The organism is Fulvivirga maritima, assembly GCF_021389955.1.
In the GTDB taxonomy this organism is placed as follows: domain Bacteria; phylum Bacteroidota; class Bacteroidia; order Cytophagales; family Cyclobacteriaceae; genus Fulvivirga; species Fulvivirga maritima.
Genome location: NZ_CP089980.1, coordinates 4,381,144 through 4,405,859, shown reverse-complemented (window position 1 = coordinate 4,405,859; position 24,716 = coordinate 4,381,144). Strand labels below are relative to the sequence as shown.

General features: G+C 37.1%; 23 protein-coding genes. 8 read left to right on the top strand and 15 right to left on the bottom strand.

Annotation, left to right across the window (positions count from 1 at the left end):
• Window positions 1–2: 2 nt before the first annotated feature.
• The 5 genes from LVD15_RS18665 to LVD15_RS18645 all read right to left on the bottom strand — a co-directional run bounded on the left by LVD15_RS18665 (window position 3) and on the right by LVD15_RS18645 (window position 4,995).
• Window positions 3–1,907 carry a sodium:solute symporter family protein gene (locus tag LVD15_RS18665; protein WP_233776728.1) on the bottom strand — a complete coding sequence of 635 codons (1,905 nt, stop codon included), beginning with the start codon at window positions 1,905–1,907 and terminating at the stop codon, window positions 3–5.
• Window positions 1,904–3,082, bottom strand: a complete 1,179-nt coding sequence (locus LVD15_RS18660) for a glycoside hydrolase family 26 protein (protein WP_233776727.1) — start codon at window positions 3,080–3,082, stop codon at window positions 1,904–1,906. The genes LVD15_RS18665 and LVD15_RS18660 overlap by 4 nt, the downstream gene beginning before the upstream one ends.
• Before the next feature lie 23 nt (window positions 3,083–3,105).
• Window positions 3,106–3,255 (bottom strand): hypothetical protein, encoded by a 150-nt coding sequence (locus LVD15_RS18655; RefSeq protein ID WP_233776726.1) that lies wholly within the window; start codon window positions 3,253–3,255, stop codon window positions 3,106–3,108.
• A 202-nt stretch (window positions 3,256–3,457) separates the two neighbouring features.
• Window positions 3,458–3,637 (bottom strand): BF3379 family histone-like protein, encoded by a 180-nt coding sequence (locus LVD15_RS18650; RefSeq protein ID WP_233776725.1) that lies wholly within the window; start codon window positions 3,635–3,637, stop codon window positions 3,458–3,460.
• A gap of 110 nt (window positions 3,638–3,747) precedes the next feature.
• Complete coding sequence (locus LVD15_RS18645; protein WP_233776724.1) at window positions 3,748–4,995, bottom strand: aminotransferase class I/II-fold pyridoxal phosphate-dependent enzyme; 1,248 nt, start codon at window positions 4,993–4,995, stop codon at window positions 3,748–3,750.
• A gap of 165 nt (window positions 4,996–5,160) precedes the next feature.
• Between LVD15_RS18645 and accC the strand changes: the two genes are divergently transcribed.
• Genes accC through LVD15_RS18625 form a run of 4 tightly spaced genes read left to right on the top strand, consistent with a single transcriptional unit; the run spans window position 5,161 to window position 9,445 of the window.
• The gene (gene accC, locus LVD15_RS18640) at window positions 5,161–6,663 is read left to right on the top strand and encodes an acetyl-CoA carboxylase biotin carboxylase subunit (RefSeq protein WP_233776723.1); all 1,503 of its coding nucleotides are present in this window, start codon (window positions 5,161–5,163) and stop codon (window positions 6,661–6,663) included.
• A 12-nt stretch (window positions 6,664–6,675) separates the two neighbouring features.
• Entirely contained in the window at window positions 6,676–7,977 is a 1,302-nt protein-coding gene (locus LVD15_RS18635) for a DUF1015 domain-containing protein (protein WP_233776722.1), read from the top strand.
• Window positions 7,940–8,512 (top strand): Maf family nucleotide pyrophosphatase, encoded by a 573-nt coding sequence (locus tag LVD15_RS18630; RefSeq protein WP_233776721.1) that lies wholly within the window; start codon window positions 7,940–7,942, stop codon window positions 8,510–8,512. Before LVD15_RS18635 ends, LVD15_RS18630 begins: the two co-directional genes overlap by 38 nt.
• 3 nt (window positions 8,513–8,515) lie before the next feature.
• A complete protein-coding gene (locus tag LVD15_RS18625; RefSeq protein WP_233776720.1) occupies window positions 8,516–9,445 on the top strand; it encodes a CPBP family glutamic-type intramembrane protease in 930 nt (309 codons plus the stop codon).
• A 4-nt stretch (window positions 9,446–9,449) separates the two neighbouring features.
• On the opposite strand, the gene LVD15_RS18620 is transcribed toward LVD15_RS18625, so the two are convergent.
• From LVD15_RS18620 to sdaAB, 6 genes are all read right to left on the bottom strand, one after another.
• Complete coding sequence (locus LVD15_RS18620) at window positions 9,450–10,433, bottom strand: glycosyltransferase (protein ID WP_233776719.1); 984 nt, start codon at window positions 10,431–10,433, stop codon at window positions 9,450–9,452.
• A complete protein-coding gene (locus tag LVD15_RS18615) occupies window positions 10,434–11,231 on the bottom strand; it encodes a glycosyltransferase family 2 protein (protein ID WP_233776718.1) in 798 nt (265 codons plus the stop codon). It lies immediately after the preceding gene.
• A gap of 27 nt (window positions 11,232–11,258) precedes the next feature.
• Window positions 11,259–12,032, bottom strand: coding sequence for a glycosyltransferase family 2 protein (locus LVD15_RS18610; protein WP_233776717.1), 774 nt, complete (start codon window positions 12,030–12,032; stop codon window positions 11,259–11,261).
• Between the two features lie 139 nt (window positions 12,033–12,171).
• Window positions 12,172–13,533, bottom strand: coding sequence for an efflux RND transporter periplasmic adaptor subunit (locus tag LVD15_RS18605; RefSeq protein ID WP_233776716.1), 1,362 nt, complete (start codon window positions 13,531–13,533; stop codon window positions 12,172–12,174).
• Between the two features lie 6 nt (window positions 13,534–13,539).
• On the bottom strand, window positions 13,540–15,012 hold the full coding sequence (locus LVD15_RS18600; protein ID WP_233776715.1) for a TolC family protein: 1,473 nt from the start codon (window positions 15,010–15,012) through the stop codon (window positions 13,540–13,542).
• An 11-nt stretch (window positions 15,013–15,023) separates the two neighbouring features.
• The gene (sdaAB, locus tag LVD15_RS18595; protein ID WP_233776714.1) at window positions 15,024–15,701 is read right to left on the bottom strand and encodes an L-serine ammonia-lyase, iron-sulfur-dependent subunit beta; all 678 of its coding nucleotides are present in this window, start codon (window positions 15,699–15,701) and stop codon (window positions 15,024–15,026) included.
• A gap of 155 nt (window positions 15,702–15,856) precedes the next feature.
• Between sdaAB and LVD15_RS18590 the strand changes: the two genes are divergently transcribed.
• Window positions 15,857–16,681, top strand: coding sequence for an aminotransferase class IV (locus tag LVD15_RS18590; protein ID WP_233776713.1), 825 nt, complete (start codon window positions 15,857–15,859; stop codon window positions 16,679–16,681).
• A 6-nt stretch (window positions 16,682–16,687) separates the two neighbouring features.
• Here the strand turns inward: LVD15_RS18590 and thyA are convergent, their stop codons facing one another.
• The gene (gene thyA / locus LVD15_RS18585) at window positions 16,688–17,482 is read right to left on the bottom strand and encodes a thymidylate synthase (protein ID WP_233776712.1); all 795 of its coding nucleotides are present in this window, start codon (window positions 17,480–17,482) and stop codon (window positions 16,688–16,690) included.
• Between the two features lie 242 nt (window positions 17,483–17,724).
• On the opposite strand from thyA, the gene LVD15_RS18580 reads away from it, so the two are divergent.
• The 3 genes from LVD15_RS18580 (at window position 17,725) to LVD15_RS18570 (ending at window position 20,481) form a co-directional block, all read left to right on the top strand.
• Entirely contained in the window at window positions 17,725–17,928 is a 204-nt protein-coding gene (locus tag LVD15_RS18580; RefSeq protein WP_233776711.1) for a hypothetical protein, read from the top strand.
• 52 nt (window positions 17,929–17,980) lie between these two features.
• Window positions 17,981–20,233 carry an efflux RND transporter permease subunit gene (locus LVD15_RS18575; protein WP_233776710.1) on the top strand — a complete coding sequence of 751 codons (2,253 nt, stop codon included), beginning with the start codon at window positions 17,981–17,983 and terminating at the stop codon, window positions 20,231–20,233.
• Window positions 20,234–20,319: 86 nt separating this feature from the next.
• Window positions 20,320–20,481: a hypothetical protein gene (locus LVD15_RS18570; protein WP_233776709.1), complete on the top strand. Its 162-nt coding sequence runs from the start codon at window positions 20,320–20,322 to the stop codon at window positions 20,479–20,481.
• On the opposite strand, the gene LVD15_RS18565 is transcribed toward LVD15_RS18570, so the two are convergent.
• From LVD15_RS18565 to LVD15_RS18555, 3 genes are read right to left on the bottom strand one after another with little or no spacing between them, the layout of a single operon-like run.
• Window positions 20,478–21,302, bottom strand: a complete 825-nt coding sequence (locus tag LVD15_RS18565) for a CheR family methyltransferase (protein ID WP_233776708.1) — start codon at window positions 21,300–21,302, stop codon at window positions 20,478–20,480. The two genes, LVD15_RS18570 and LVD15_RS18565, sit on opposite strands and share 4 nt — an antisense overlap.
• Window positions 21,289–24,096, bottom strand: coding sequence for a PAS domain S-box protein (locus tag LVD15_RS18560; RefSeq protein ID WP_233776707.1), 2,808 nt, complete (start codon window positions 24,094–24,096; stop codon window positions 21,289–21,291). Before LVD15_RS18560 ends, LVD15_RS18565 begins: the two co-directional genes overlap by 14 nt.
• Window positions 24,096–24,716, bottom strand: a complete 621-nt coding sequence (locus LVD15_RS18555) for a hypothetical protein (protein ID WP_233776706.1) — start codon at window positions 24,714–24,716, stop codon at window positions 24,096–24,098. Before LVD15_RS18555 ends, LVD15_RS18560 begins: the two co-directional genes overlap by 1 nt.

Sequence of the window (24,716 nt, the reverse complement as noted above, 5' to 3'; positions counted from 1 at the left end):
ATTTAAGCTACTACCGCTTCTTCTTTTTGCGGCATATCTAGGGTTCCTTTTTCAATTTCTTCTTCTAATATCTCATCTTCTTTATCCAGTTTGTCATACCAGTTCTTTTTAAGGATGAGCATAGTGATGAATAAAATAATAACACTGGTTATTAATGGTAGTTCTTCCCTTAAAATAATGTAAATAGGAATGATTGTAAGGGATGTTTGCCAAACAATGCCCACCACCACATTGATGGCATTTCTTTTAAACTGTTTGTTTTTCTGAAAACCAGGATCTCTGGCTATTACCATTTGGTGTACCGGCTTCCAAAAACCCCACGGCCTCACACTTCTATAAAAATCCATCAATACATGATCTTCTGCCGGAGGCGCACTATAAGTACCCACTACACAACCTACCACTGAAACCAGAAGCGTGAGTGGGAAGTAATATAATGGTAAGGCATCAGGGAAAATCATAGGAAAGATCATAGAAGCCAAAATACCAGCGGCCATACCCCAGAAATAACCAGCTCCGTTAAACCTCCACCAGTGCCATTTCAGCACGTTGGCTGCTATATAGCCTCCGTAAAGTGCTGAAACGATCCACTGTAGCACACTATTAATATCTTCAATATAAAGACCTATAAGTGTACTTAAAGCCACAACTAAAAATGATACCAGATAACTATAGTTCATCAGCTGTTTTCTGGTTGCTGATGGGTTAATATATTTCAGATAGATATCGTTAATCAGGTAAGCAGGTGCGGCATTAACTGTAGAAGCAAAAGTACTCATAAAGGCAGCCAATAAACCCGCCAGCAGAAGCCCCATAAGCCCTACCGGCACAAATTCGCTAATAGCCATAGGGAGCACTTTTTCAAAATCTACCTGATTACCCATAGCCAGAAAATCATCTTTAAAGAAAACCAAGGCTAACACGGCAAATCCGGCAATCATAAAATAACGAGGCAGTAATAATACCAAAGACACAAAGCCGCTCATCTTAGCTGCATCTGACGGCTTTTTGGTGGCCAGTACTTTTTGCATATCGAAGTTAGGAGCTGGCCCAGCCATACTGGAAAATATGCCTTTAAAAAGCATCATCATAAAGAATATAGTGAATAACGAAAAGCCATCTTCCTGAATTTTGCCATTTACCGAGGGCAATATCTGGCTCCAGTCGAGGTCTAACTGCCAGCCAAAGAAGGGGCTATCCCAACCTTCTGGCACCACACTCATAAGGGTTTCATGACTTACCTTGTTCATAGCTATTATACCTATTACTATAGCCGAAACAGTCATAATAGTAAACTGCAATACATCTGTCCAAACTACAGACATGAGCCCTCCCATTACCACATAAAAAGTAGCCACCGAAGTAAGCACAACACCATAGAAATTAGGCACTTGCTCTGGTGTGAGGTCAAAAGGCATGTAAGGAGCTACAGCATCCCAGGGAAGGAATATTTCTATAAACTTCCCGATACCGATAAAACCATAACTTAAAAAGCCTAATGCACTGAAAATAGCAAAAACCACTACTATAATGTGAGACATGTGTGCTCCCTTGCCATTCCCAAAGCGAGTTTTTATCCATTCTGCTCCGGTTAGCACATTAGACCTTCTCAGCCATACCGAAAGGTAAACCATAAGGAATATTTGGTTAAAAACAGGCCAGAGCCAGGGAATCCAAATACTTTTAAGCCCATAGACAAACATCAGGGTCACCATCCACATGGTACCGGAGATATCAAACATACCTGAGGCATTAGAAAGGCCAAGCATGTACCACGGTAACGTGTTTCCTCCCAGAAAATAGGAGTTAATATTCTTTGAAGCACGTTTTTTAAGATAAATACCAATGACTATCGTAGAAAGCAGATAGCCCAGTATTATTAGCAGGTCTAAGGTTGATAATTTCATTTTAACAGCGGTTTATTCAGTTGATAGAGGTTTTGAATATCATCAGCAAAGAAGGTATAGTTACTCTGTTCGAAATGCTTAAAGTCTTCTACTGCCGGATGCCCCGTATAAGGTGTAAATGTCTCTTCTTTAAAGCGGTTTCTCCATACCAGCATCCAGGCTATGGCTGGTGGATTGGGAGCTGATTGAATAGGCTTCAAGATGTAATCTGTAAACCATTTAGCATCCTTTACACCAAATGAGCCTGTTTCTGTGAGCGCAGCTACCTTACCTTTATCCTGTGCCAATTGGCTCACTGCGAGTAGGCTTTTTACAAACTGCTCTTGCTGCACTTCTGGTGTAGCTTGGTTAGATCCATGGCCAACATCCCAGTAATTATCAAGACCAATAATATCTACATAATCATCTCCAGGATAACCATACAGGTATGATTCTTCCACATTATTGATATCTAATCGGCTTCTATCAGGCGAAAATGCATATAGAAGGTTATGCACTTTTCTTTCATCTCTCAGGTAAGTTACCGTAAAACGATAAAGTTGAATATAATCTTCTTCAGAATTCATGCCTTTACCCCACCAAAACCAATTACCATTATGCTCATGAAAAGGGCGAAATATAAGAGGAATAGAAGTAAAAGGCCCTGCTTTACATTTCTTAGCAAAGTCCGCTACCCTATCCAGGTATTCTACGTAGGTAAGGTGATATTTACCTCCTGGCAGGATCTGCTTTACAGATTCTTGCTCCTTATCCCAACTATTATTTCCATTAACAGGATTATTCACGTGCCATGAAATGGTGTTGACACACCCCATTTTATAGGCCTTTTTAATCCATTGATGCATAGATTTAAAATCTACCGTATCTATATTAAAAGGCCTTCCTGTTTCTATAAAGCCAAGATCCCAACCAAATACGGCAGGGTAAGTACCAGTAATTCTTTTTACATCTGAGTCTCCGGGCTCATCCCACCAGCCAATACCATAGGCCAGATCATCTTGGTGACCGAACATAAACCCTTTCTCAGACACGTTAAAAAGGTTATAGTATAATATTTTTGTTTTTTTGGTAGCATTTTTATCCACCATATCCAGACTTCCCAGCTGAGCTTTAGCCATAGAAAAAATAATTACCAGAAAAAAAGTAAGGCTCGCTCCCTTTACCATGAATTTCATTTTTATACTTCTTTTGTTATTTGCTATATGAACATGCCTAAAACCACTAGAGTCATAACCACTATGACCAAAGCGATGAGTAGCTCAAAGGCGAATAAAACCTTGAGACTTCTCTTTGGTCCTTTTTTGGCTACCCCCAGGATATTAGATACGGCACTTAAAAATTTGTTCATAAAACAACATTTCTTTCAGGTGCTAAAGTGGATATTTTAAGGCAGGGAGAGCAATGTGAAATTTCACATTTTGCTTGGGTATTTATTTAAAACGGCCTTTATAACGAATTAATAGGCATTTTCAAGAAAAGAAGGGGTGGGTGAAAACAAAAAAAGGATGACTGTTATAGTCACCCTTTCTTTGATTTGAGTTTATTTCGAATTATTCGTTATTCTTTTTCTCTTGTACTTCTACTCTGATCTCTTGAGCTAGATTTTTCAACTCCTGCATTCCTTTTCTCACTCTAGTACCTGCAGCATTATTTCCTTTATTATAGAATTTGTCGAAGTCTCCTTCTAATGACATTACTAAATCTTTCAGTTGCTCAAATCTTTTTTCCATACTTGATAATTTTTTTTAAGGTTATTTAAAATTTTCTACAATTGATTTTGAGCTGGCAATATACTCAAAATGTTTATAATTCAACCAAAAACAGACTTATTTTTGATTTTTTAGCGGGTTATTGATATAATTTCTTCCCTTTGGTAAACTCCTTTGTCCAATTTGTCTTTTACTGAGGCAAAAGCACTGATAGTTTCTTCCACATCTTCCAGCGTATGAGCGGCAGTAGGAATAAGTCTAATCATAATAACATCCTTAGGCACAACAGGATAAATTACCATAGAACAGAAAATGTTGAAGTTTTCTCTTAGATCCATAGCTAAGTTAGCTGCCTCACCTAAACCACCTTTAAATAATACAGGGGTTACAGGAGATTTAGTAGTTCCTATATCAAAGTTGTTTTCTTTCAAGCCAGATTGAAGTGCATTAACCACTTTCCAAAGGTTGTCTTTCAGCTCAGGCTGAGTTTGTAAAAGCTCTAACCTTTTTAAGGCTCCGATAACCAATGGCATTGGTAATGACTTAGCAAAGATCTGTGACCTCAAAGTATACCTTAAGTAAGTGATGATAGACTCATTTCCACCTACAAAAGCACCAATACTAGCCATAGACTTAGCGAAAGTAGAGAAGTAAAGATCTATTCCGTCCTGGCATCCTTGCTCTTCACCAGTACCAGCACCTGTTTTACCCATAGTTCCAAAACCATGAGCATCATCTATAAATAGACGGAATTGGTATTTTTCTTTAAGAGCAATGATTTCTTTCAGTTTACCCTGATTTCCAGACATACCGAATACACCTTCTGTGATCACTAATATACCACCTCCTGTTTCGTCAGTGATTTTCTTAGCTCTCTCTAGCTGTTTTTCAAGGTTTTCAATGTTGTTATGCGGGAATACGTATCTTTTTCCCATATGCAGCCTTACACCATCAATAATACAAGCATGAGACTCAGCATCATAAACAATCACGTCCTTTCGATCCACGACAGCATCTATGATTGAAAGCACCCCTTGATATCCGAAATTCAAAAGCATAACGGCTTCTTTATCAACGAATTTAGCAAGCTTCTCTTCCAATTCAATATGACGTACAGTATTCCCAGACATCATTCTGGCTCCCATCGGATAACCTAATCCCCATTCAGCAGCCGCTTCCGCGTCTACTTTTCTTACTTCGGGATGGTTAGCCAACCCCAAATAATTATTCAAACTCCAGGTCAGCACTTCTTTACCATTGAATTTCATTCTTGGTGATATCTCCCCTTCCAGTTTCGGAAACATGAAATAATCTTTAGGGAGATGCGAATGCTGCCCTAGTGCTCCTTGTTCTACTTTTAATTTATCAAATAGATCCACTACTCTTAGTTTTTAGTTCTAAAACGTTCTGTTCTTTCAAAAAAACACACAAATCTAACACTAATACCCATCTTCTCAAAAGTGTAGGTTTATTTTAATTAAACCCTAATTTAGAAAATAGCAAATATTTAATTAGCATTGTGACTAAACCAATAATCGTCCTCTATGCCAAAAATCAATAAAATTCTTGTTGCCAATCGAGGCGAAATAGCATTACGAATAATACGCTCCGCTCAGGAGATGGGTATACGCACAGTAGCCGTTTTTAGCGAAGCCGATCGACAAGCTCCTCATGTACGTCAAGCTGATGAGGCCATACTCCTTGGGCCTCCACCTTCTTCTGAGTCCTACCTAAACATAGAGAAACTGATAGAAGTTTGCAAACGGTTGAAAGTTGATGCTATTCATCCGGGTTATGGCTTTCTTTCTGAGAACGCTGCTTTTGCCAAAAGGGTACAAAAAGAAGGCCTCATATTTATTGGTCCCTCTCCTGAAGCCATAGAAACAATGGGCAACAAGCTGGCAGCAAAGACAGCGGTAGCTAAGTTTGACGTACCGTTGGTACCTGGTACAGAAAAGGCCATAGAGGATATTGAAGAAGCCAAAGCGATAGCGAAAGAGATAGGCTACCCTATTTTAATTAAAGCCAGTGCCGGTGGTGGTGGCAAGGGTATGCGAATAGTAGAAAAAGAAGATGAGTTCCAGTCACAAATGGAACGAGCAGTAAGTGAGGCCAAATCGGCTTTTGGTGATGGAGCTGTTTTTATAGAAAAATTCGTTACTTCTCCCAGACATATTGAATTTCAAATATTGGGTGATCAGCATGGTAATATCATTCATCTCTTCGAAAGAGAATGCTCCATTCAGCGTAGGCATCAAAAAGTAATAGAAGAGGCTCCTTCTTCAGTGCTTACCTCAGAAATAAGGCAAAAAATGGGAGAAGCCGCTATTAATGTGGCTAAATCATGTCAATATTACGGTGCTGGTACTGTAGAGTTTATCGTTGATGATCAGCTGAACTTCTACTTTCTGGAAATGAATACCCGCTTACAAGTTGAACATCCGGTAACTGAGCAAATAACGGGATTAGACCTGGTAAAAGAGCAGATTTACATAGCTGAAGGAAGCCCTTTAAGGTTTAAACAAGAAGACCTTAGTATACAAGGCCATGCACTTGAAGTAAGAGTATATGCGGAAGATCCTAAAAACAACTTTTTACCTGACATAGGCAAATTAAAGCTATATAAGAGGCCACAAGGACCTGGCGTAAGAGTAGATGATGGTTTTGAAGAAGGCATGCAAATACCTATTCACTATGACCCTATGATAGCTAAGCTCATTACTTTTGACGAAGATCGTAATAAAGCCACAAGCCGAATGATAAGGGCTATAAACGAATATGAGATTTCAGGCATAGAAACTACGTTGGAATTTTGTAAATATGTACTTCAACACGAAGCTTTTGTATCTGGTAATTTTGACACCAAATTTGTAGAGAAATACTTTTCTGCAGATAAACTAGCGAACACCTCCAGCAAGAAAGAAGAAGAGATAGCTGCAGTTTTTTCTAGTTTGTTAATTGAAACCAATACCAAAAGCAACCAACAGAAGAATAAAACAGGCCTGTCTTCCTCTATGAACAAATGGAAAAGCCGGGCCAGAAAATAGTAAACTTAAAGCATGGCCGAAATACAACCGTTAAGAGCCTGGAGATATAGCTCTGAACTCAGTTCACAAATAGAAAATTTAACATCCCCACTATTTGACGTAGTCTCCGAAAAGCAAAGAAAAAGACTCTATAACACACCTTACAATAGCGTACACCTTTCCGTACCAAGTGAAGATGATCCTGCAGGCTCTGCCGCCAAAAGATTATCAGAATGGAAAGAAAGCAATACTATAGAACAAGATCCTGTACCGGGTATTTATGTCTATTATCAACATTTCTCTCTACCAGGAAGCCAGAAAAAGTATTGTCGAAAAGGCTTTATCTGCAATATAAAGGCATACGACTGGGATGAAAAAGTAATATTAAGGCACGAAAACACCATTCCAAAGGCGGTAAATGATCGTATTGATCTACTAAAAGCTACAGAACTCAACGTAAGCCCTACTCATGGACTATATACTGACAACACCTTTGAACTGGAAAAGTACATGGATGAAAGCATGAAAAGTCCATTGTATGAAACGGAAGATTATCAGGGAGTTAGAGATGTGCTTAGTGTCATCCATGATATAGACGTTATAAAGAAATTCGTTGATATGCTTAAAGAAAAGCCCGTCATCCTGGCTGATGGACACCATAGGTATGAAGGTTCTTTACAATATCGAAAAGAAAAGACAAAAGAAAACCCTAACCATACCGGTGAAGAAGGATACAATTTCCATATGATGTTCCTGACTAATACGGAATCTGATGATTTAAGAATTTTGCCAACACACCGAGTTATAAGCGGGCTCCAAAATTTTGATGAAGCCACTATCCTAAGTAAGCTGGAGCAAGATTTCACTATTAAACCTGTGGAAGAAGCTCATACTATTCATGAAGTGATTTTGGGCAAACCATGGGCCTTTGGTTTAATTTTTAAAGATAATGCTTACAAGGTAAGACTCAAGCCAGAAGCTTTAGAGAACAACCCCTGGGATTTTCCTGAAGAGGTAAAGAGGCTTGATCTCACTATAATGCACTATTTTATTATAGACAAAGTGTTAGGAATACCTGGCAAAGACCAGCGATCATCAGAAAATATAAACTTTGAGAGAAGCATAGGAGACTGCCTTACTCAAGTAATTACAGGAAAAGCGCAAATGGCCATTATCACTAATGAAATCTCTATGGATGATGTGAAAAAGGTTTGCTACAGTGGTAAAACTATGCCTCAAAAATCAACCTACTTCTACCCAAAAGTTATATGTGGATTTTTATTTAGCTCTATTAAAAATGAAGAATTTCGACCGATCCCTGATCCTTGCTTCTAAGTCGCCAAGAAGACAACAGCTCATGGAGGCCATGGGCTTTCAGTTCGAAGTACGCACCAAAGAGGTAGAGGAAACTTATCCTCCAGACCTGCCTGCTTTAGAAGTAGCTCCTTTTTTATCAGAAAAAAAAGCCAACGCCTTTCTACCTGAGATAAAAGACGAAATAATCATTACCGCTGATACGGTAGTTATTGTAGATGGAAAAGTTTTAGGCAAGCCTGCAGACTATGATGAAGCATGTAATATGCTTAGGTCTATGTCAGGTAAAAGTCATACCGTTTGCTCTGGGGTATGCATAGCTGATAAAGATCAAAAACACATCATTTCCGATATTACAGAAATAACATTTAAAGAGCTTCGCCACGAAGAAATAGAATTTTATGTAAATAACTACAAGCCCTATGACAAAGCCGGAGCTTATGGCATACAGGAGTGGATAGGCATGATTGGTATAGTTAATATGCAAGGCTCCTACTATAACGTGGCAGGCCTGCCGGTGCATAGAGTTTATGAAGTACTTTACTCCAAGTTTTAAATTTTGAAGCAAATATTAAAGTACCTGAAAATACACCTCAAAGAGGATTTTCAGGCATCATACTACCTGGCTATTGCTACTTTCTTGGCTATAACTATGTCTTTAAACTATTACTTCGATTTTGAAGATTCAGTTCTAGACAGTTATTACGGTAAGAGCATAAGGCTATTTTATTATTTTCTATTTTATTGCTTTGCCTATTATTCAGCCACTATTATTATGGCCTATTTTAAAAATGAATGGCACATTTTTAAGAATAAGGAATATTGGATAAAAAGCTTACTCATTTTAACTATACTAGCTGTTGATACCGCCTTTCATTACCACAACAGACTTATCAAGGAATTTATGGATGTGGCACTTCAGTATTGGGCATCAAGAGTTTCTAAAAATCTAGTCAATATTTTCACAACCATTATCCCCTTAGTTCTTTTTTATAAATACTATGACACTCAGCAAAAAAGCTTCTATGGACTAACAGTTAAAGGCTTTAACCACAAGCCTTACCTTTTTATACTGGCCGTAATGATCCCTTTAATTGCAGTGGCTTCGTTCACTGACAACTTTGCCAACCACTACCCTCTCTACAAAAATAATTCCGCCTATTATGCCTTACAATCACCCAAATGGGTACCTGCTATTATTTATGAGCTGGCCTACGGATGGAATTTCCTTACTATAGAGCTTATGTTCAGGGGCTTTATGATACTAGCACTATGCAGTATCTGCGGTAGAAATGTAGTTCTCCCCATGGTAGTAACTTACTGCTTCTATCACTTTGGTAAACCTGAAGGAGAAGCCATCAGCTCTATTATTGGTGGATATATTCTCGGAGTAATCGCCTTAGAGAGCCGCAGTATATTCGGCGGCGTTCTCATACATATAGGCGTAGCTTGGTTAATGGAGTTTTTTGCGTGGCTGCAAAAGCTATAAACAACTAATCAAAAGGTAAGAATTTTTCATGAGTACCCATATCATAATATGGCATCTCTTTATTCAACGATTCTCCGTTCATAACCCTTTCATATAATTTCAAAAAGGAGTCAGTCATCTGCTTAACCGTAAAAACATCCATCACTCGTTCATGAATTCGCTGTGGATCATAACTTCTATTTTCTTTGATATGATCTATAAGCTCTGTTGATTTATTAGAAAGAAAACCACTTTCTTCATCTACAATTTCCGGTATCGCACCATAAGGAGTAGCAAATACAGGGCACCCAAAATACATGCTTTCTGTTATGGCTATACCAAAAGGTTCATGCCATATAACAGGAAAAAGAAGCCCTCCGGAATCATTCATCACCTTGTTTTTAGCCTCTCCTCCTATCATACCATAGAAGTGCATTTTAGGGTCGATAGTAAACCTAAAGCCCATATGAAAGTTCACTCGTGAGCCCCCCAACACATGTAAATGTCTTCCTGACTTTTGAGCGATACTAATAGCTCCTTTTACATTTTTTACTCTCCAAGCGGCTTTCCCTAAAAAGTGTAAGTAGTTTTTCTTCTTAGAGAAATCCGGCTTACCATAATCGTCAGGATCTAAGCCATTATAAACGAAGCATTCAGCATGATGTCGCTTAGCATGATTACCTGAAACAAAAACTGTATTTTTATCATATGAAGCCGCTTTAGTGTTAGACTCCATATGAATAAGATAAGGTACAGATAAAGGTTCTGTTATGGGAATGTATGAGTGCACTACATCAATACCTTCAGGAATTTGATCAGCCAAACTAATCTCAGGATTGTATACTTTTACATCAGCAAAAGGGCAAGAAGAGCCTTCTCCTACCAAGAAAGTGACCTTATGGCCTTGATTTACTAATTCCTTACCCAGCCACCATACTATTCGCTGTATTCCTCCATATTTAAGAACAGGAATGGGCTTATCAAATACAATTAAAATGTTCAGTTTCATTTACTGCTGCTGCTCTATTCCAAAAGGAGTTTTTATCACTTTATTTTTTCTGGTATTTCTTCTGATAGCCAAGTTCGCTTCTAAAGATTCTTTGGTTTTATATCCTCTGGAGTGATCTAAATGCAAGCAAATGGCTCTGTGCCTTATCTGCTTTCCTTTCACTCCATAATTCTCCAACCTTTCTCCTATTTCTCTATCAGGCCCACCATATCTCATTCGCTCATCATAACCATTTACACTGAGCAAGTCTTCTTTATATGCGGAGCTATTACAGTTATTAAAAGAGGCATTAGCAGGTGTAACAAAATCAAGGAAGCTGGCCCATTTGCCTTGCGCCCCTAATTTCCTAAACTGAGAAGTTCCATGAAATCCCTGACTTTTCAACCACTCTATATCAAAGCATTTTTGAGACTTAATATCTTCTTCTGTAATGGCCTTGCTCACATCCATAGAAAGTTTGCAGTATCCTCCTGAAAGAAACCTTCCTTTTTCCATAAAAATAGCATGGGTCTCTACAAAATCGGCACGAGGGATACAATCTCCATCTGTAAAGAGTACATAATCGTACTTCGCCTTTTGTATGGCTACATTTAAAATAGTCTGTCTTCTATATCCTTCATCTTCATGCCACAGGTGTACAATATCTAAAGGCGACTCTTTTTTGAATCTCTCTATAATCTGCTGCGTCTCCTCTCCACTTCCATCATCAGCAATTATTACTTCAAAATTTTTGAAAGTTTGATTTTCATAACCCCAAAGCACCTTCTCAAGCCATTCTGGCATATTATAGGTGGCCATGATAACCGATATTTTTTTTATCCTGCGTCATTTTCTTTTTTCATTTCTATTTAACTCCCACAACCTCAAATATTTCATAAAATTCAGGTATGCAGTTAGCCCACTAAATATAAAACCATAATATCCATCTAAAAATCCCAACCTTAGCACATACTTTCTAAAAAACTTATACCAGGGATTAAGTATTACATGAAGAAAAAAATAGGCCTTTTTACCCTTTTTATATTTAGCATTAGCCGCAATAATAGCAAACTTTTTAACCTGATCGTAATGCTCTTCCAAATTTGCATAAGCATAATGCAGAATATCATGCTTAACATGCTTAGTGGTAGCTTCTTCATCCATCACGACTCTGTCATGAGGATTAGTACCACCCCAGTGGCCCTTCTTTCTATCCCATAACCGAAGTTTCTTATCAGGGTACCATGACCTTTTTAACCAGGCGCCGCAATAATTATTTAATCGATTAAAGCGAAATGCATCATATTGCCAATTTGCTTTTGCTTGTTTAATGAAATCTCTTAGCTCAGCAGAAAGTCTTTCATCAGCATCAAGAGCTAATATATAATCATTACTAGCCTGCTGCATGGCGTAGTTTTTTTGTTCTATATGACCTTCAAAAGGATGTTGAAGAAATACTACCCCTAGCCTTTTACAAATTTCTGGTGTTTTATCAGTGCTGTATGAATCTACAACCACTATTTCATCAACTACCTCTTCAATAGACTTAATACAAGCTTCTATATTCCTTTCCTCATTGTACGTTATAATAACGCCTGAGATCAGTACTGGATTTCCCAAAATGCTCTATTGTTTTTATCTTAATCTTGCAAAAATAATATTTGCCGGCCATCTTTCTAACTTTTTATTCAATAACAAAAAAGAGTTCAGCCTTTCGACTGAACTCCTTCCTAAATATGGCCTATTTTTCTAATTCATTTTATGGCTTCTCCGCACTGCTTTCCTCTTTTTTCTCTTCTACTGCTATTAGTTTGCCATCTTCCAATCGTTTGGAAACAGCTAAGAACGGACCACTGATCACTTCTTCTCCTTCTTTAACGCCTTCTACAATCTCTATATTTTCATAATCGCTGATACCAGTTTTTACTTCTCTCATTTTAGCGACACCACCTTCATTCACAAATACCACCTCTTTCACTTCTTCTTTGGCTCCCTGTGGCTTACTTTTACTAGCCGATTCTTCTTCCTCTCCCTCTCCTGAATTTTTCTTGTCAGAATCACGTGTAGTTACTGATGAAAGTGGCACTGCCAACACACCTGATTTACTGCTGGTGATAATATCAACACTAGCTGTCATACCCGGACGGAATGGAAAACGGTTGCCATCCTTCACCAAATCTTCATATGAAGAATTCAATATTCTTATTCTCACTTCAAATTCTGTAACAGCATCTGAAGTAGTTTTTTCATTGGCTGTATTAGCTATTGAAGTTACAACTCCTTTAAAGTCTTTATCAAGGTGAGAGTAAGCATCTACGTCTATAATGGCCGTATCTCCTAATGATACTCTTATAATATCATTCTCGTTTACATCTACACGAACTTCCATTTTATTAAGATCCGCAATTCTCATAATTTCAGTTCCTTGAAATTGTTGCGTACCCAATACGGTTTCCCCTGCCTCTACATTAAGCTTAGATATAGTACCGCTCATTGGTGCAGTTACGGTTGTTCTTCTAAGGTTTTCCTGAGCCTGACTAAGAGAAGCCTGACTACTTTTCACAATATATCGGGCAGCTTCTAATGACTTCTGAGCAGATTTATAATCATTCTTTGCTACAGCATAGCTTTGTTCTGCCTGTTGCCAATCAGCATCTGAAATCACCTCCTCATCGTATAGTTTTTTCTGACGCTTGTATTCCAATTCAGCGGTCTGCAGGGTAGCTTCAGCCCTGGCCAATGTTGCTTCCGATGATGCCACATTAGCTCTTTGCTGATTTAAAGAAGCCAAAGACTGCTCTACTGAAGCCTCAAAGTTATCAGGACGAATTTTAGCCAAAATCTGACCTTCGCTAACAGAATCTCCTTCTTCAATATTCAATTCTATTAACTCACCAGAAACTTCTGGGCTAAGTTTTACTTCTACTACTGGCTGCACCATACCTGATGCACTTACTTTTTCTGTAATGGATACTTTTTTAGCTTTGGCAAGCTCTACTTCCATTTCTCCAGCACCACCAATGATGCCTGCAGATTTAGCTGCAACCAGAAAAACTACCAGTAGAATGAGCCCTCCTATTAACCAGTATAACCACTTATTTGATTTTTGATTCTTTGCCATTGTGATTTAAAATTCTATTTTTTTACCCTGATAAAAGTCTAACACTTTGAGTTTAAATACATAATCATATTTAGCTCTTAGCAAATCAGATTTTGCTTGAAAAAGATCATTTTCACCTACTTTATAGTCAGTGAAGTTTGCCGCACCATTGTCATAACGCTGCTTCAGCACACGAAATGACTCTGTTCTGGCTTCTACCTGAACCTGAGATACTTTATATGATTTGGCAGCCGCTACTACATCTATGTAGGCCTGCTCTATATTTTGCCATAATTGATATTTTGCATCTTTACTGTTTATCTCTGCTCTGCTACGACTGATCTCCGCTCGCTGAATAGAAGCTCTAGCTGAAAAACCGTTAAAAATGGGAATGTTAAGGCTGAGGTTAACATATTTACTCAAATTATCATCTATCTGATCGCCAAAAGGATAGCCGTCATAATAAGTTCCTGATGTCTGTGTTAGTGGTTGATCAGAAATAACAGGAGTATTAGTACCATCTACATATCCTATTATTGGATTAGGTTCTAAAATAATAGGGTCGCCACCATCAGGTACAAACCTAGGCTGATCTGATACATCTGAATATCTTGTAGTGAGTCCTCCTGTTAAGCTAAGCGTAGGATACAAATTACCTCTTGATGCTTTAACGGCATATTCAGAACTTCTTTCATTGAACTCAGCACTTCTCACTGTGGGCCAGCCATTCAACGCGGCTTCATATATTTGAATAGGCGTAGCATCCATTACAGGCTGTATTGAAGCTGTATCTATTTCAGGAACTACAATATCTATTTGCTCTTCTGGAGGTAATTGTAATAGCTGCTTCAGCTGTATCTTGGCACTCGTATAATCATTTTCTGCATTTACTACATTCAGTTCGTTAGTAGCTTTCTGAGCCATGAGGTCCAGCAGGTTTGATTTAGGAAGTGCTCCTGCCCTTACCTGCTTTTCAGTTCTTTCTACTTGTTGATTAGTACTATTCAGCTGCTTTCTAGCATTTTCTAATAGCTCTCTCGTGAAAAGCACATTAATATAGTAGCTAGAAAGGCCTAATACCATATCATTTTTAGACGTTTGTAAGTTCTCCTCGGCCGCGCTTAAAGAATACTGATTCTGTTTTACATTATTTTGAAGTCTAAAACCATTAAACAAGATAATCGAACTGCTTAAACCTGCATTTCCAGAAGCTATTCTTTGATTCTCAACGAATAAGTTGGTAGTAGGGTCAATAGACCTACCCCAGCTATAACCGTAAGAAGCATTACCATTTAAATCCGGATACCTTGCCAATTTTGACTGGCTGGTTTCCACTTCTTGCGCTTGCAAATCCAGTAAAGATCTTCTAATATTCAGGTTATGATCCATAGCATGATCAATGCATTCCTGCAAGGTCCACCTATTCACCTTCAATGTATCTTGTGCATACGTATAGGCACTAGTAAGCACCAATAAAATCAGCAATCCTGTTGCTCTCATATGTATCATTTTTATAAATCAATATCAGGTATATATATCACCTCTTTTACCCATTTTAAACTTCTTAAATAAGCGAGAGTCACATCTTTAATACCACTATCCATTTCTATTACTAGGCATGCCTGCGCATTTTTACCCTTTCGTGAAACAGACATGGTGGCTATGTTACAATCATCATGAGACAAAATATTGGCAATATAAGCTATGCTTCCTCTCACATCATCGGCCTTTAGAATCAAAGTATGAAGACTCGCTGAGAAATTGGCATTAAAACCGTCAAACTCCGCTATATTAATCACTCCTCCGCCTTTACTCTCTCCTATGACCTCTACTTTCCTTTCCCCTTTTTCTAATATTAGCTTTATGGTGTTAGGATGATACACTGATGCACTGCCTACTGACTTAAAGGTGTAATCCATCTTTTCCTGCTCCGCTATCTCCAGTGCTTCCTTTATTCTGGGATCATCAGTTTTAAAATCCATAAGACCAGCTATTATTGCCTTATCGCTGCCGTGCCCCTCATAAGTTCTGGCAAAAGAATTGTAAAAAGTAATCGCTGATTTATCAGGTTTCCCGCCTAATACTCTTATGGCCGCTCTTGCTATTCGCACTACCCCCGCAGTATGAGAACTGGAAGGGCCTATCATTACCGGGCCAATCATATCAAATACACTACTCTTCTCTGCCATATTCTTAATTTCAATATTAATGATAATTTTACTGCAATATTATTTAAAAGTATGAATGGTTGATAACCATTATAAGATTCAATTTCGGCTGATAAACTATTAAAAGAATCAGCAAATGAACATCAAAAATACACGTAACCTGATATATTCAAAAGATGAAAGCACTCTTCGATAATCAATGGACAGATAATAAAATATCTTTAAATATATCAGACAGGGCATTGCAATTTGGGGATGGTTTGTTTGAAACAGTATTGTATTCAAATGAGAAAATTCACCGGCTTCCCTTTCATCTGGAAAGGTTAAAGCGAGGATGTGAAGCCATGAACCTACAGCTTCCTGATTATATCTCAGAAGTTACAAATAGTAAAAAGGCAATTGAAAGATTAATTCATCAAAACCAACTTCACGATGAAAATCTTAGAATTAAGATAATGGTGTGGCGACAAGAGGCACATCAAACAGGCTATTCCTCTCCCAACACTTCTGCTCATACGCTTATCTCGGTAAAGCCCTATTCAATACCTGACGTTAATAATGCAATAACTGTAGGTCAAAGCCTTGAAGTGAAAAATCACTTCTGGAAGATGTCTAACTTTAAAAAGCTAAATAGCTTACCCTATGTCATTGCCTCTCAAGAAAAAGCGGCTAGACAATTAGATGAATTAGTTATCCCCGATGTTTTGGGAAACGTAAGTGAATGCATTACCTCGAATATATTCTGGTATAAATCAGGATGTTTCTATACGCCTTCTTTAAATACCGGATGCGTGGCGGGTGTAAGAAGAAGGGAAGTTATTCTTAAGTTAAAAGCATTGAAGTATCCTATCATTGAAGTTGAGGAGAACATTGAAAGCTTGCATCAAGCAGAGTTTGCCTTTATAACTAACAGCCTTTCTATTAAAAAAATAGCTGAGTTCGAAAACACCAAATTTCGGAACTCAGCTATTTATGAAAGTCTAATTGACCAATTAGATTAAATGATTTTATACGGCAATAGGCGCCTTTATAGAAGGATCTGCCTCATAATTTTCAATTTTAAAATCCTCGTACTTATAGTCGAAAATTGAATCAGGCTTTCTACCTATCACTAACTGAGGCAGGCTTTTAGGCTCTCTGCTCAGCTGTAATTTAGCTTGCTCCAAATGGTTTGAGTATAAATGCACATCTCCACCAGTCCAAACAAACTCTCCCGGTTTTAAACCACATTGCTGTGCAAACATGTGCACTAAAAGAGCATAAGATGCTATGTTAAAAGGCACTCCTAAAAAGAAATCTGCACTTCTTTGGTATAATTGACAAGACAATTTTCCATCAGCTACATAAAACTGAAATAATGCATGGCAAGGAGGCAAGGCCATTTCATCTACCTCGGCAGGGTTCCAGGCACTGACTATATGCCTTCTACTATTTGGGTTATTTTTTATTTGCTCTATTACCTGAGAGATTTGATCCACTTTACCTCCATTAGGTGCTGGCCAACTTCTCCACTGTGAACCATACACAGGCCCCAGATCACCATTCTCATCGGCCCATTCATCCCAAATACTAACACCATTCTCATTTAAGTATTTAATATTTGTATCTCCACTCAAAAACCATAGTAATTCATGGATAATTGACCTGATATGAAGCTTTTTGGTGGTTAACAATGGAAAGCCTTCAGCTAAATCAAACCTCATCTGTCTACCGAATACACTCAATGTACCTGTACCGGTTCTATCCCCCTTCTGTGCTCCATTATCTAAAATATCCTGCATTAAATCTAAATACTGCCTCATACCTGTTAGATATTAATATCTATAATTTTACGTACCAAATTAATTAAACTTTAAAGATAGCAATTAAGAAGAAATGCCATACCATTTGAAGAGCATGGTTTTAACTTGTTGAAAATCAACACTGAAAGTTTTAATTTAAAAATAACACCTATATTGTTGATAATCTGATTTTTATTAAATAAACTGCACATCATTATAGTGGTTTTAATTTTTTCTATCAACTAACACCCAACCTAACTACTATGATAAAGCATTTTTTTAGCCCTAAACGCCAAAGAATAATAGAATCGGTCAAAGACTATTATAATGGAAAAATAGAACGCGTACCTTACTCAGAACGAGAGATAGCAGAGGTGGCACGCTGGATCGAAGATATAGAACTGCCTAACAAGGAAATGCTCATTGCAAAATTCAATATGATCACTTTAATAAAATCTAAAAAATAAAAAACTGCTATATTATAAGCTAAAAGCCCATTGCAACTTATATTTTTGAAGTATGCGGAAAAAGTATATTTCACTAATATTCGTTGTGATAATAGGCCTGACTATCCTATTTGGTTTTCACCTGAAAGACCTCAAATTTAATTATGTATTTGAGAGCTTCTTCCCTACTGATGACCCAGATTTAGAATATTATCAGGAGTTTGAAGAAATTTTCGGAAATGATAACGACTATCTGCTCATAGGTCTTTCTCACCACCCCTCCATTTTTGACAGCAGTTTTCTTTCCAAGATTAATAAGCTTACTGCCAAACTCGAAGAAAATGGAAAAATCAAAAGCATTTCTTCTATCACTAACCTTTCTCAACCGGTAATAAGTAAAGCCGGAGTCTTTAAGATACCAACTATTCATCTCAACAGCCCCGAACGCTTAAGCTCTGATAGTACGAGAATTTTCCAAAACAATGATTTAAGAGAAGCATTTATCAATGAAAATGCTACAGCTACTATTCTCATTATACAGCATCAGTCACTTAGTGAAAAAGATGATGCCGACCAGCTAATCTCAGATATTACAACATCAATTCATGAACAGGAATTTCAAAATTTTCATTTAGCAGGGAAAATATATGCTCAGGGAATATTCATTAATACCATGCAAAGCGAGTTAATGATATTCCTATCTGCATCAGTGATTTTAGTGATAATATTCCTAATAATCACTTTTCGCAGCTGGTGGGCTGTAATTATACCGCTATTAGTTGTGATGCTATCCACCATTTGGATATTAGGAATTATGGGCATGACCAACAAACCGTTGGATATACTTATGGTACTGCTACCTACGATCATGTTTGTGGTAGCTATGTCAGATGTTGTCCATATTATCACTAAATACATAGAACAACTCAGGTTAGGCAACTCTAAACTACAATCAATAAAAACTACTGTAAAAGAAGTAGGTATAGCTACTTTTCTCACTTCATTAACCACAGCCATAGGTTTTGTCACCCTACTCACAGCCAGCATACAGCCCATTAAGGAGTTTGGAGTTTATACAGCTTTAGGTGTGTTTATCGCCTATATCATCTCTTTCACCTTACTTCCTGCTTGCTTAATACTAGTTCCTAAACCTAAAATCTCAACTTATAGCAACTTTAAAGAAAGATGGTTTTACTTACTTTCCAGAGGCTTTAGCTTAGTTTTAAGAAAAAAGAAGCAGATAGTCATCATAAATATCGTTCTGATTATACTATCCATTTTTGGTATTTCAAATATTAAGATCAACACCTATTTAATTGAGGATTTACCATCAGATGCTCCGCTCAAACAAGACTTTACCTTCTTCGATAAGAATTTTGGAGGTTCGCGTCCTTTTGAATTAACCGCCACTGTTCGTCAATCAGACCAAACTATATTCTCTCCTGAAATAATAAATGAAATAGATCTGGTAGAAAAATACTTAAGAGAAGAATTTCTGGCTGGCAATATCGTTTCTCCCTCCACATTAGTTAAAGCTACTAATCAGGCTGTAAATGGCGGCGTATCATCTGAATATCAATTACCACAAAGCGAAAAGGAATGGAAAAAAATAAGGCCTTTTTTAAAAAGAATAGCTTCTCGAGAGACTAGTGAAAAGCTTATCGCTAACAATCAACAGATAGGACGTATCTCCATGAGGGTTGGAGACAGTGGCAGTGACCTGTCACTTGAAAGGACAGAGCTTCTCAAACAGTTCATCCTTCATAATACCGATACATCAAAAGTTCGATTTACAATTACTGGAACTTCTAACCTCATCGACAAAAACAATGAGTACTTGGCCAAAAACATGTTTTACGGACTAAGTATTGCATTCTTGGCTGTAGCTCTAATTGCTGGCCTTCTATTCAAATCTTTAAAAATGATTTTGATAACATTGATTCCGAATATTGTGCCTTTATTCATAGTAGCAGGTCTCATGGGATTTTTTGGAATCACGCTAAAACTCAGCACCTCTATTATATTCACTATAGCATTTGGCATTGCTGTGGATGACACCATTCATTTCACCAGCAAATTAAAAATGGAATTATCCAAAGGAAAACCAATTTTATATGCCCTTAAAAGAACTTACCTCTCCACGGGTAAAGCCATAATAATCACCAGCATTATATTATCTGCAGGCTTTCTAATACTTATTCTATCCTCATTTGGAGGCACATTTTATACAGGATTACTTATAAGTCTTACATTGGTTTTAGCCCTTATTATAGACCTTACATTACTGCCTGCATTAATTATTTTGACATATTCTGATAAAAAGTAAAACAAAAAAGTTTACTTTTGCTAAATAACATACATGCATGCTTTTGAAAAAAGGCAGTATTTTAGGTATTACCTAATCTAATTCCTATGAAAATTGAATACATAAAAAGCATCATCTCAATGCTTACGCAGTCTCAGCTTTGTGAAGATGAAACTGATTTATTTGACAATCTTTACTCATTATCTCTTCAAGAGTTAGCAGTAGCCCATAAGCGTGCGTATGCTGTTCTGAGAATTGACTCATATTAAGCCAATACACTTGCAGGTTTTTGAAACAACCTAAAACTAGATAGTGTATTAATGTACTTTGATTTCTGTTCCTCAGAAAGAATAGAATCATAGAAACCCAAAATATAATATCCATTAGGCTTCAGAGATTGATAAAATTGGGTTATAAGCTTGTCTTTCATCTTCTGATCAAAATAGATGAGCACATTCCTATTAAAAATAAAATCAAATTGCCCGGGAAACAGGTCTGTGGTTAAATTGTGGTATTTGAACTTCACATTTTTAATAAGATAATCCTTCATTATAATGTGATTCTCATCGGTAGTATAATATCTTGAAAAGTTGCCAAACTTATTGAACTGCTTATAGTGCTTTTCATAATCAATCATCTTCACCTTATGGTAAATTCCTTTCTTAGCATCTTCCATAGCAGATTGATTCATATCCGTAGCTAGAATATTGACCTTGTCCAGAATTCCCAGTTCATCAAGCATTATAGTCAAAGTATACACTTCTTCCCCTGTAGAACAGCCTGCATTCCATACATTTATTACCCTATCATACTTATAGGTAGAGAATATTTTCTTCAACTCTACCCAAGTCATAGGATCTCTAAACATGGAGGTTAAACCTACACTAATTTGATCCATGAAGGTGAAAATCAAATTTCTATCTCTGAGCATCATCACCCATAATTCATGAATGCTATCTACCTTGAAATTATGAAGAACTCTATTTACCCTGCGAGATAAGGATTGATGCTCATAACAAGTGAAATCAATACCATATTTTTGAAAAAGTACATTGGTAAAAGAATCCAGCTCCGCTTTAGAAACGCTCATGGTGGTTAGGTTTAGATACTACAACTCGTTCAATCATTATCACAACTATCTTAGAGAGCTTTTCTTCTAAATCAAAAATACTACTGAAAGTACTTTTAAAAACCTTAGTTTCTCCATCTGAATTAACATATTCAAGCTCCACTTCTACAAATGGCTTCTTCTTGAGCTCGGTCAGCACATCTCTTATTACTTTTGGAGAATGGTCTGAAAGAAAATCGGCAAACGGCTTTCTTCTCAGCTCTATTCTGTTGTAACCAAAAAAGTCCATAAAAAGATTATTGCCATTTTTATATGTGCCATCAGGATGCAGCTCTATAATCGGCGTAGTATTTTTCATGGCTCCCACTACACCATTAAGCTCTTTCTGCTTTTCTTTTTCCTGTGTAGTAAACTGAGCATACATCATCACTTTATAAGGATTTCCATCAATATCATTAATAGGATTAAAAGTACCTACCAACCACAGCTCCTTACCTTTAGGATCCTTTAGCTTAAATTCTCCACTAAAAAATTTACCCTCTTTCAGGTTATTCCACATCAGCTCTGTTTGCGGTTTCAGCAGCTCGTTTGGAGGTATAATATCAGAATAATGTATTTTACTGGTTGCGGTGAGCTCAATACCGGTTATACCATCAAATATCTCGTTTGACCTTTTTAAATATCCTTCCAGATCAAATTCTGCAGAGGCTATTGTTTTGTTGATGGCCTCCATCTGATTTTCTAATTCAACTTCTTGCTTTCTCTTCTCAAATTTTAGGATTTTCTGATGGGTGATATCTGTAACAAATTTAATCACTTTATAAGGTCTACCTGTATAATCAAAAATAGGATTATAGATACCTTTTAACCATACATGATCTCCATCCTTCTTTATTCTTAGAAATTCATCGTTGAAGACCTCTCCCTTTCTCAAATCTTTCCAAAAATCAATATAACCGGAAGAACCTCTTTCCTTCTCTGACACTAACAAAGAATGGTGCTGTCCTACTAATTCATTCCTTTCATACCCGAAAATTTCCAAGAAGTTATCATTTACTTCAAGGATATTCCCTTCCAGATCAAATTCTACTATCGCATTAGATTTACTTATAGCTTCTAACTTAGAGCTATAATCAACCGCTCGCATTTTTGTTTCAGTAATATCAGCCTGTATCGAGATATATCTTTGTAATTGACCTTCATCATTAAAAACAGGGTTAATAGCCATAGAAATCCAATAACTCTCGCCTGATTTGGTATAATTGAGAATCTCTTCATAAACAGACTCTTTCCTGGCCAAGGCCTCTCGCACACGCTTTACCGTTTCCTTATTTGTATCTTCACCTTGAAGAAAATCTCCTGGTTTTTTTCCATAAACCTCCTTCTCACTATAACCGGTCATCTCTGTAAAGCCTTTGTTCACATACTCAATACAGCCGTTCTTATCAGAAATAATAACAGCATTGTTAGTGTTGTCTGCCACTAAAGACAGTTTCTCAAATTCTATCTCTTGCAGTTTACGAGCTGTTATATCCCTGGTTAAAGCGAGTATTTTTCTGGTTCCTCCCATGTAATCCTTTATTGGAGAGAAAGAAATAGTTAACCATTTACTTTGGCCAGTACGAGACTTCGCTTTGTAATGACTCGCTTCTAATTGCACATTTTGAATTTTCTTTAACAGAACTCCATCTCCATCATTGTATCCTATTAGATCTTCATAGCTCAAGCTTTTCATTTCTTCTTCTGAATACCCTAGCACATTACTAATGATTCCATTAGAATAAATAATTTCACCTTCAGTATTTAATTCAACTACCCCCATGGCATTATTGATGGCACCTACTATACCATCGAGCTCAGATTGCTTTCTTTGCATCTCATCTTGAGTAGCACTAAGTTGTTCCACATTCTGGCGCATTTCCTCTTCTCTTGATTGTAACTCTGTGGTCAGCACTTGAGCTTCCTCCAAAAGATGGCTTGTTTTTTCATTATTGCGCATAGAAGCAAATACTGAGGCAATGTTTTCCGCCAGCTGCTCTAGAAACTTAATTTTGTAGTCTGAGAATATTTCAAAGGAAGCCAACTCTATGACACCATATATCTTTTCATTTAGCTTCAGAGGCACAAGTATTACATTTTCAGGAGTGGCTTCTCCTAATCCTGAAGTTATACTAACATAGCCTTGAGGTACATCTAGCAAGCATACAGTCTCTTTCTCCAAGTAACACTGTCCGATCTGACCTTGTCCTATTTCTATTCTTTTATCTCGTATTCTAACCTTATCATAAGCATAACAAGCGGTTAACTTCAGATATTCATCTTCATCTTCCTTTTGATGCACAAAAAGGCCTCCTTGATTAGCCGAAACATACCTCACAAGATTAGTAATGATATCTTCAGACAATTCTCTGATGTTTTTTTCATGAGATCGAAGAAGTTCACTAAACTTGGCCAGCCCTTCTATTCCCCAGTTCCGCTTATGCTCAGCCTCATTAAACATCTTCATGTCAGTATCTACATTTAAAATTGCACGGCAGAGTTCTGTATCCTTATCAAGGATTTCAAAATTTCTTTCTCCGGCTTTACCTAAATTACTGATGACATGAGAAGCTTCAGACATTCCATCTTTAACCGATTTTGCTTCTGCTTCTAAGTTTTCAATTACTTGCTTTGACTTATACTTGGAATAAATACATAAGGCTCCTCCTATCAATACCAACACTGATGTAATTAATGGGTTTCCTATATAAGCCTCTGCCAATACAATACACAGTAAAACAGAAACAGTGCTTACGTATTCATTCGTAAATTTCATTAGACTAAATCTTTTTGTTTAGAACCAACCTTTCCAATTCTGTCAAGAAAATCAGAGGTAAGTTTCCATATAAACTGAGGTCTCAACTTGGAATTATTTTCAGAAACAAATTCGGTATCTGCCACTATGAAGCAATCTTGTGATTCAATATTTGACAAATCATTGGCTAGCAAATCCTTGAGATCATCTTGCCCCGTTCTTGATAACATGGGTACATCTCCATAGATCGCTATATCAAGATAGTTAGAAAATTCCGTAATTACAGCTGCAGAGAGAATATTATCCAGCTCCATTAAAATAGCCTCTGTCTCCATTATTCTTGCTGCTTCATTTTCTTTATAAGGCATGCAAGCCCTGTGTATTTCCTCTGATTCGAACTTATTGAACAGTAAATAGCTTTTACCTGCCATCTCTCCCATGATAGAGGTAGTAAGCAAAATGAGTTCACTATCTGGTTTTAGATTTTGAAGAGCTTTCCAATCATTATTAAGAATCTCTATTCTAGTAGGCTTAATGGATATTCCCTCATTAGTAAGTGCCGAAAAAGAATTGGCTGCATTTTTATACCCTTTATCTAACAGGCCAATGGCTATAGCTTTTGTATGTGCATCTAATTTCAT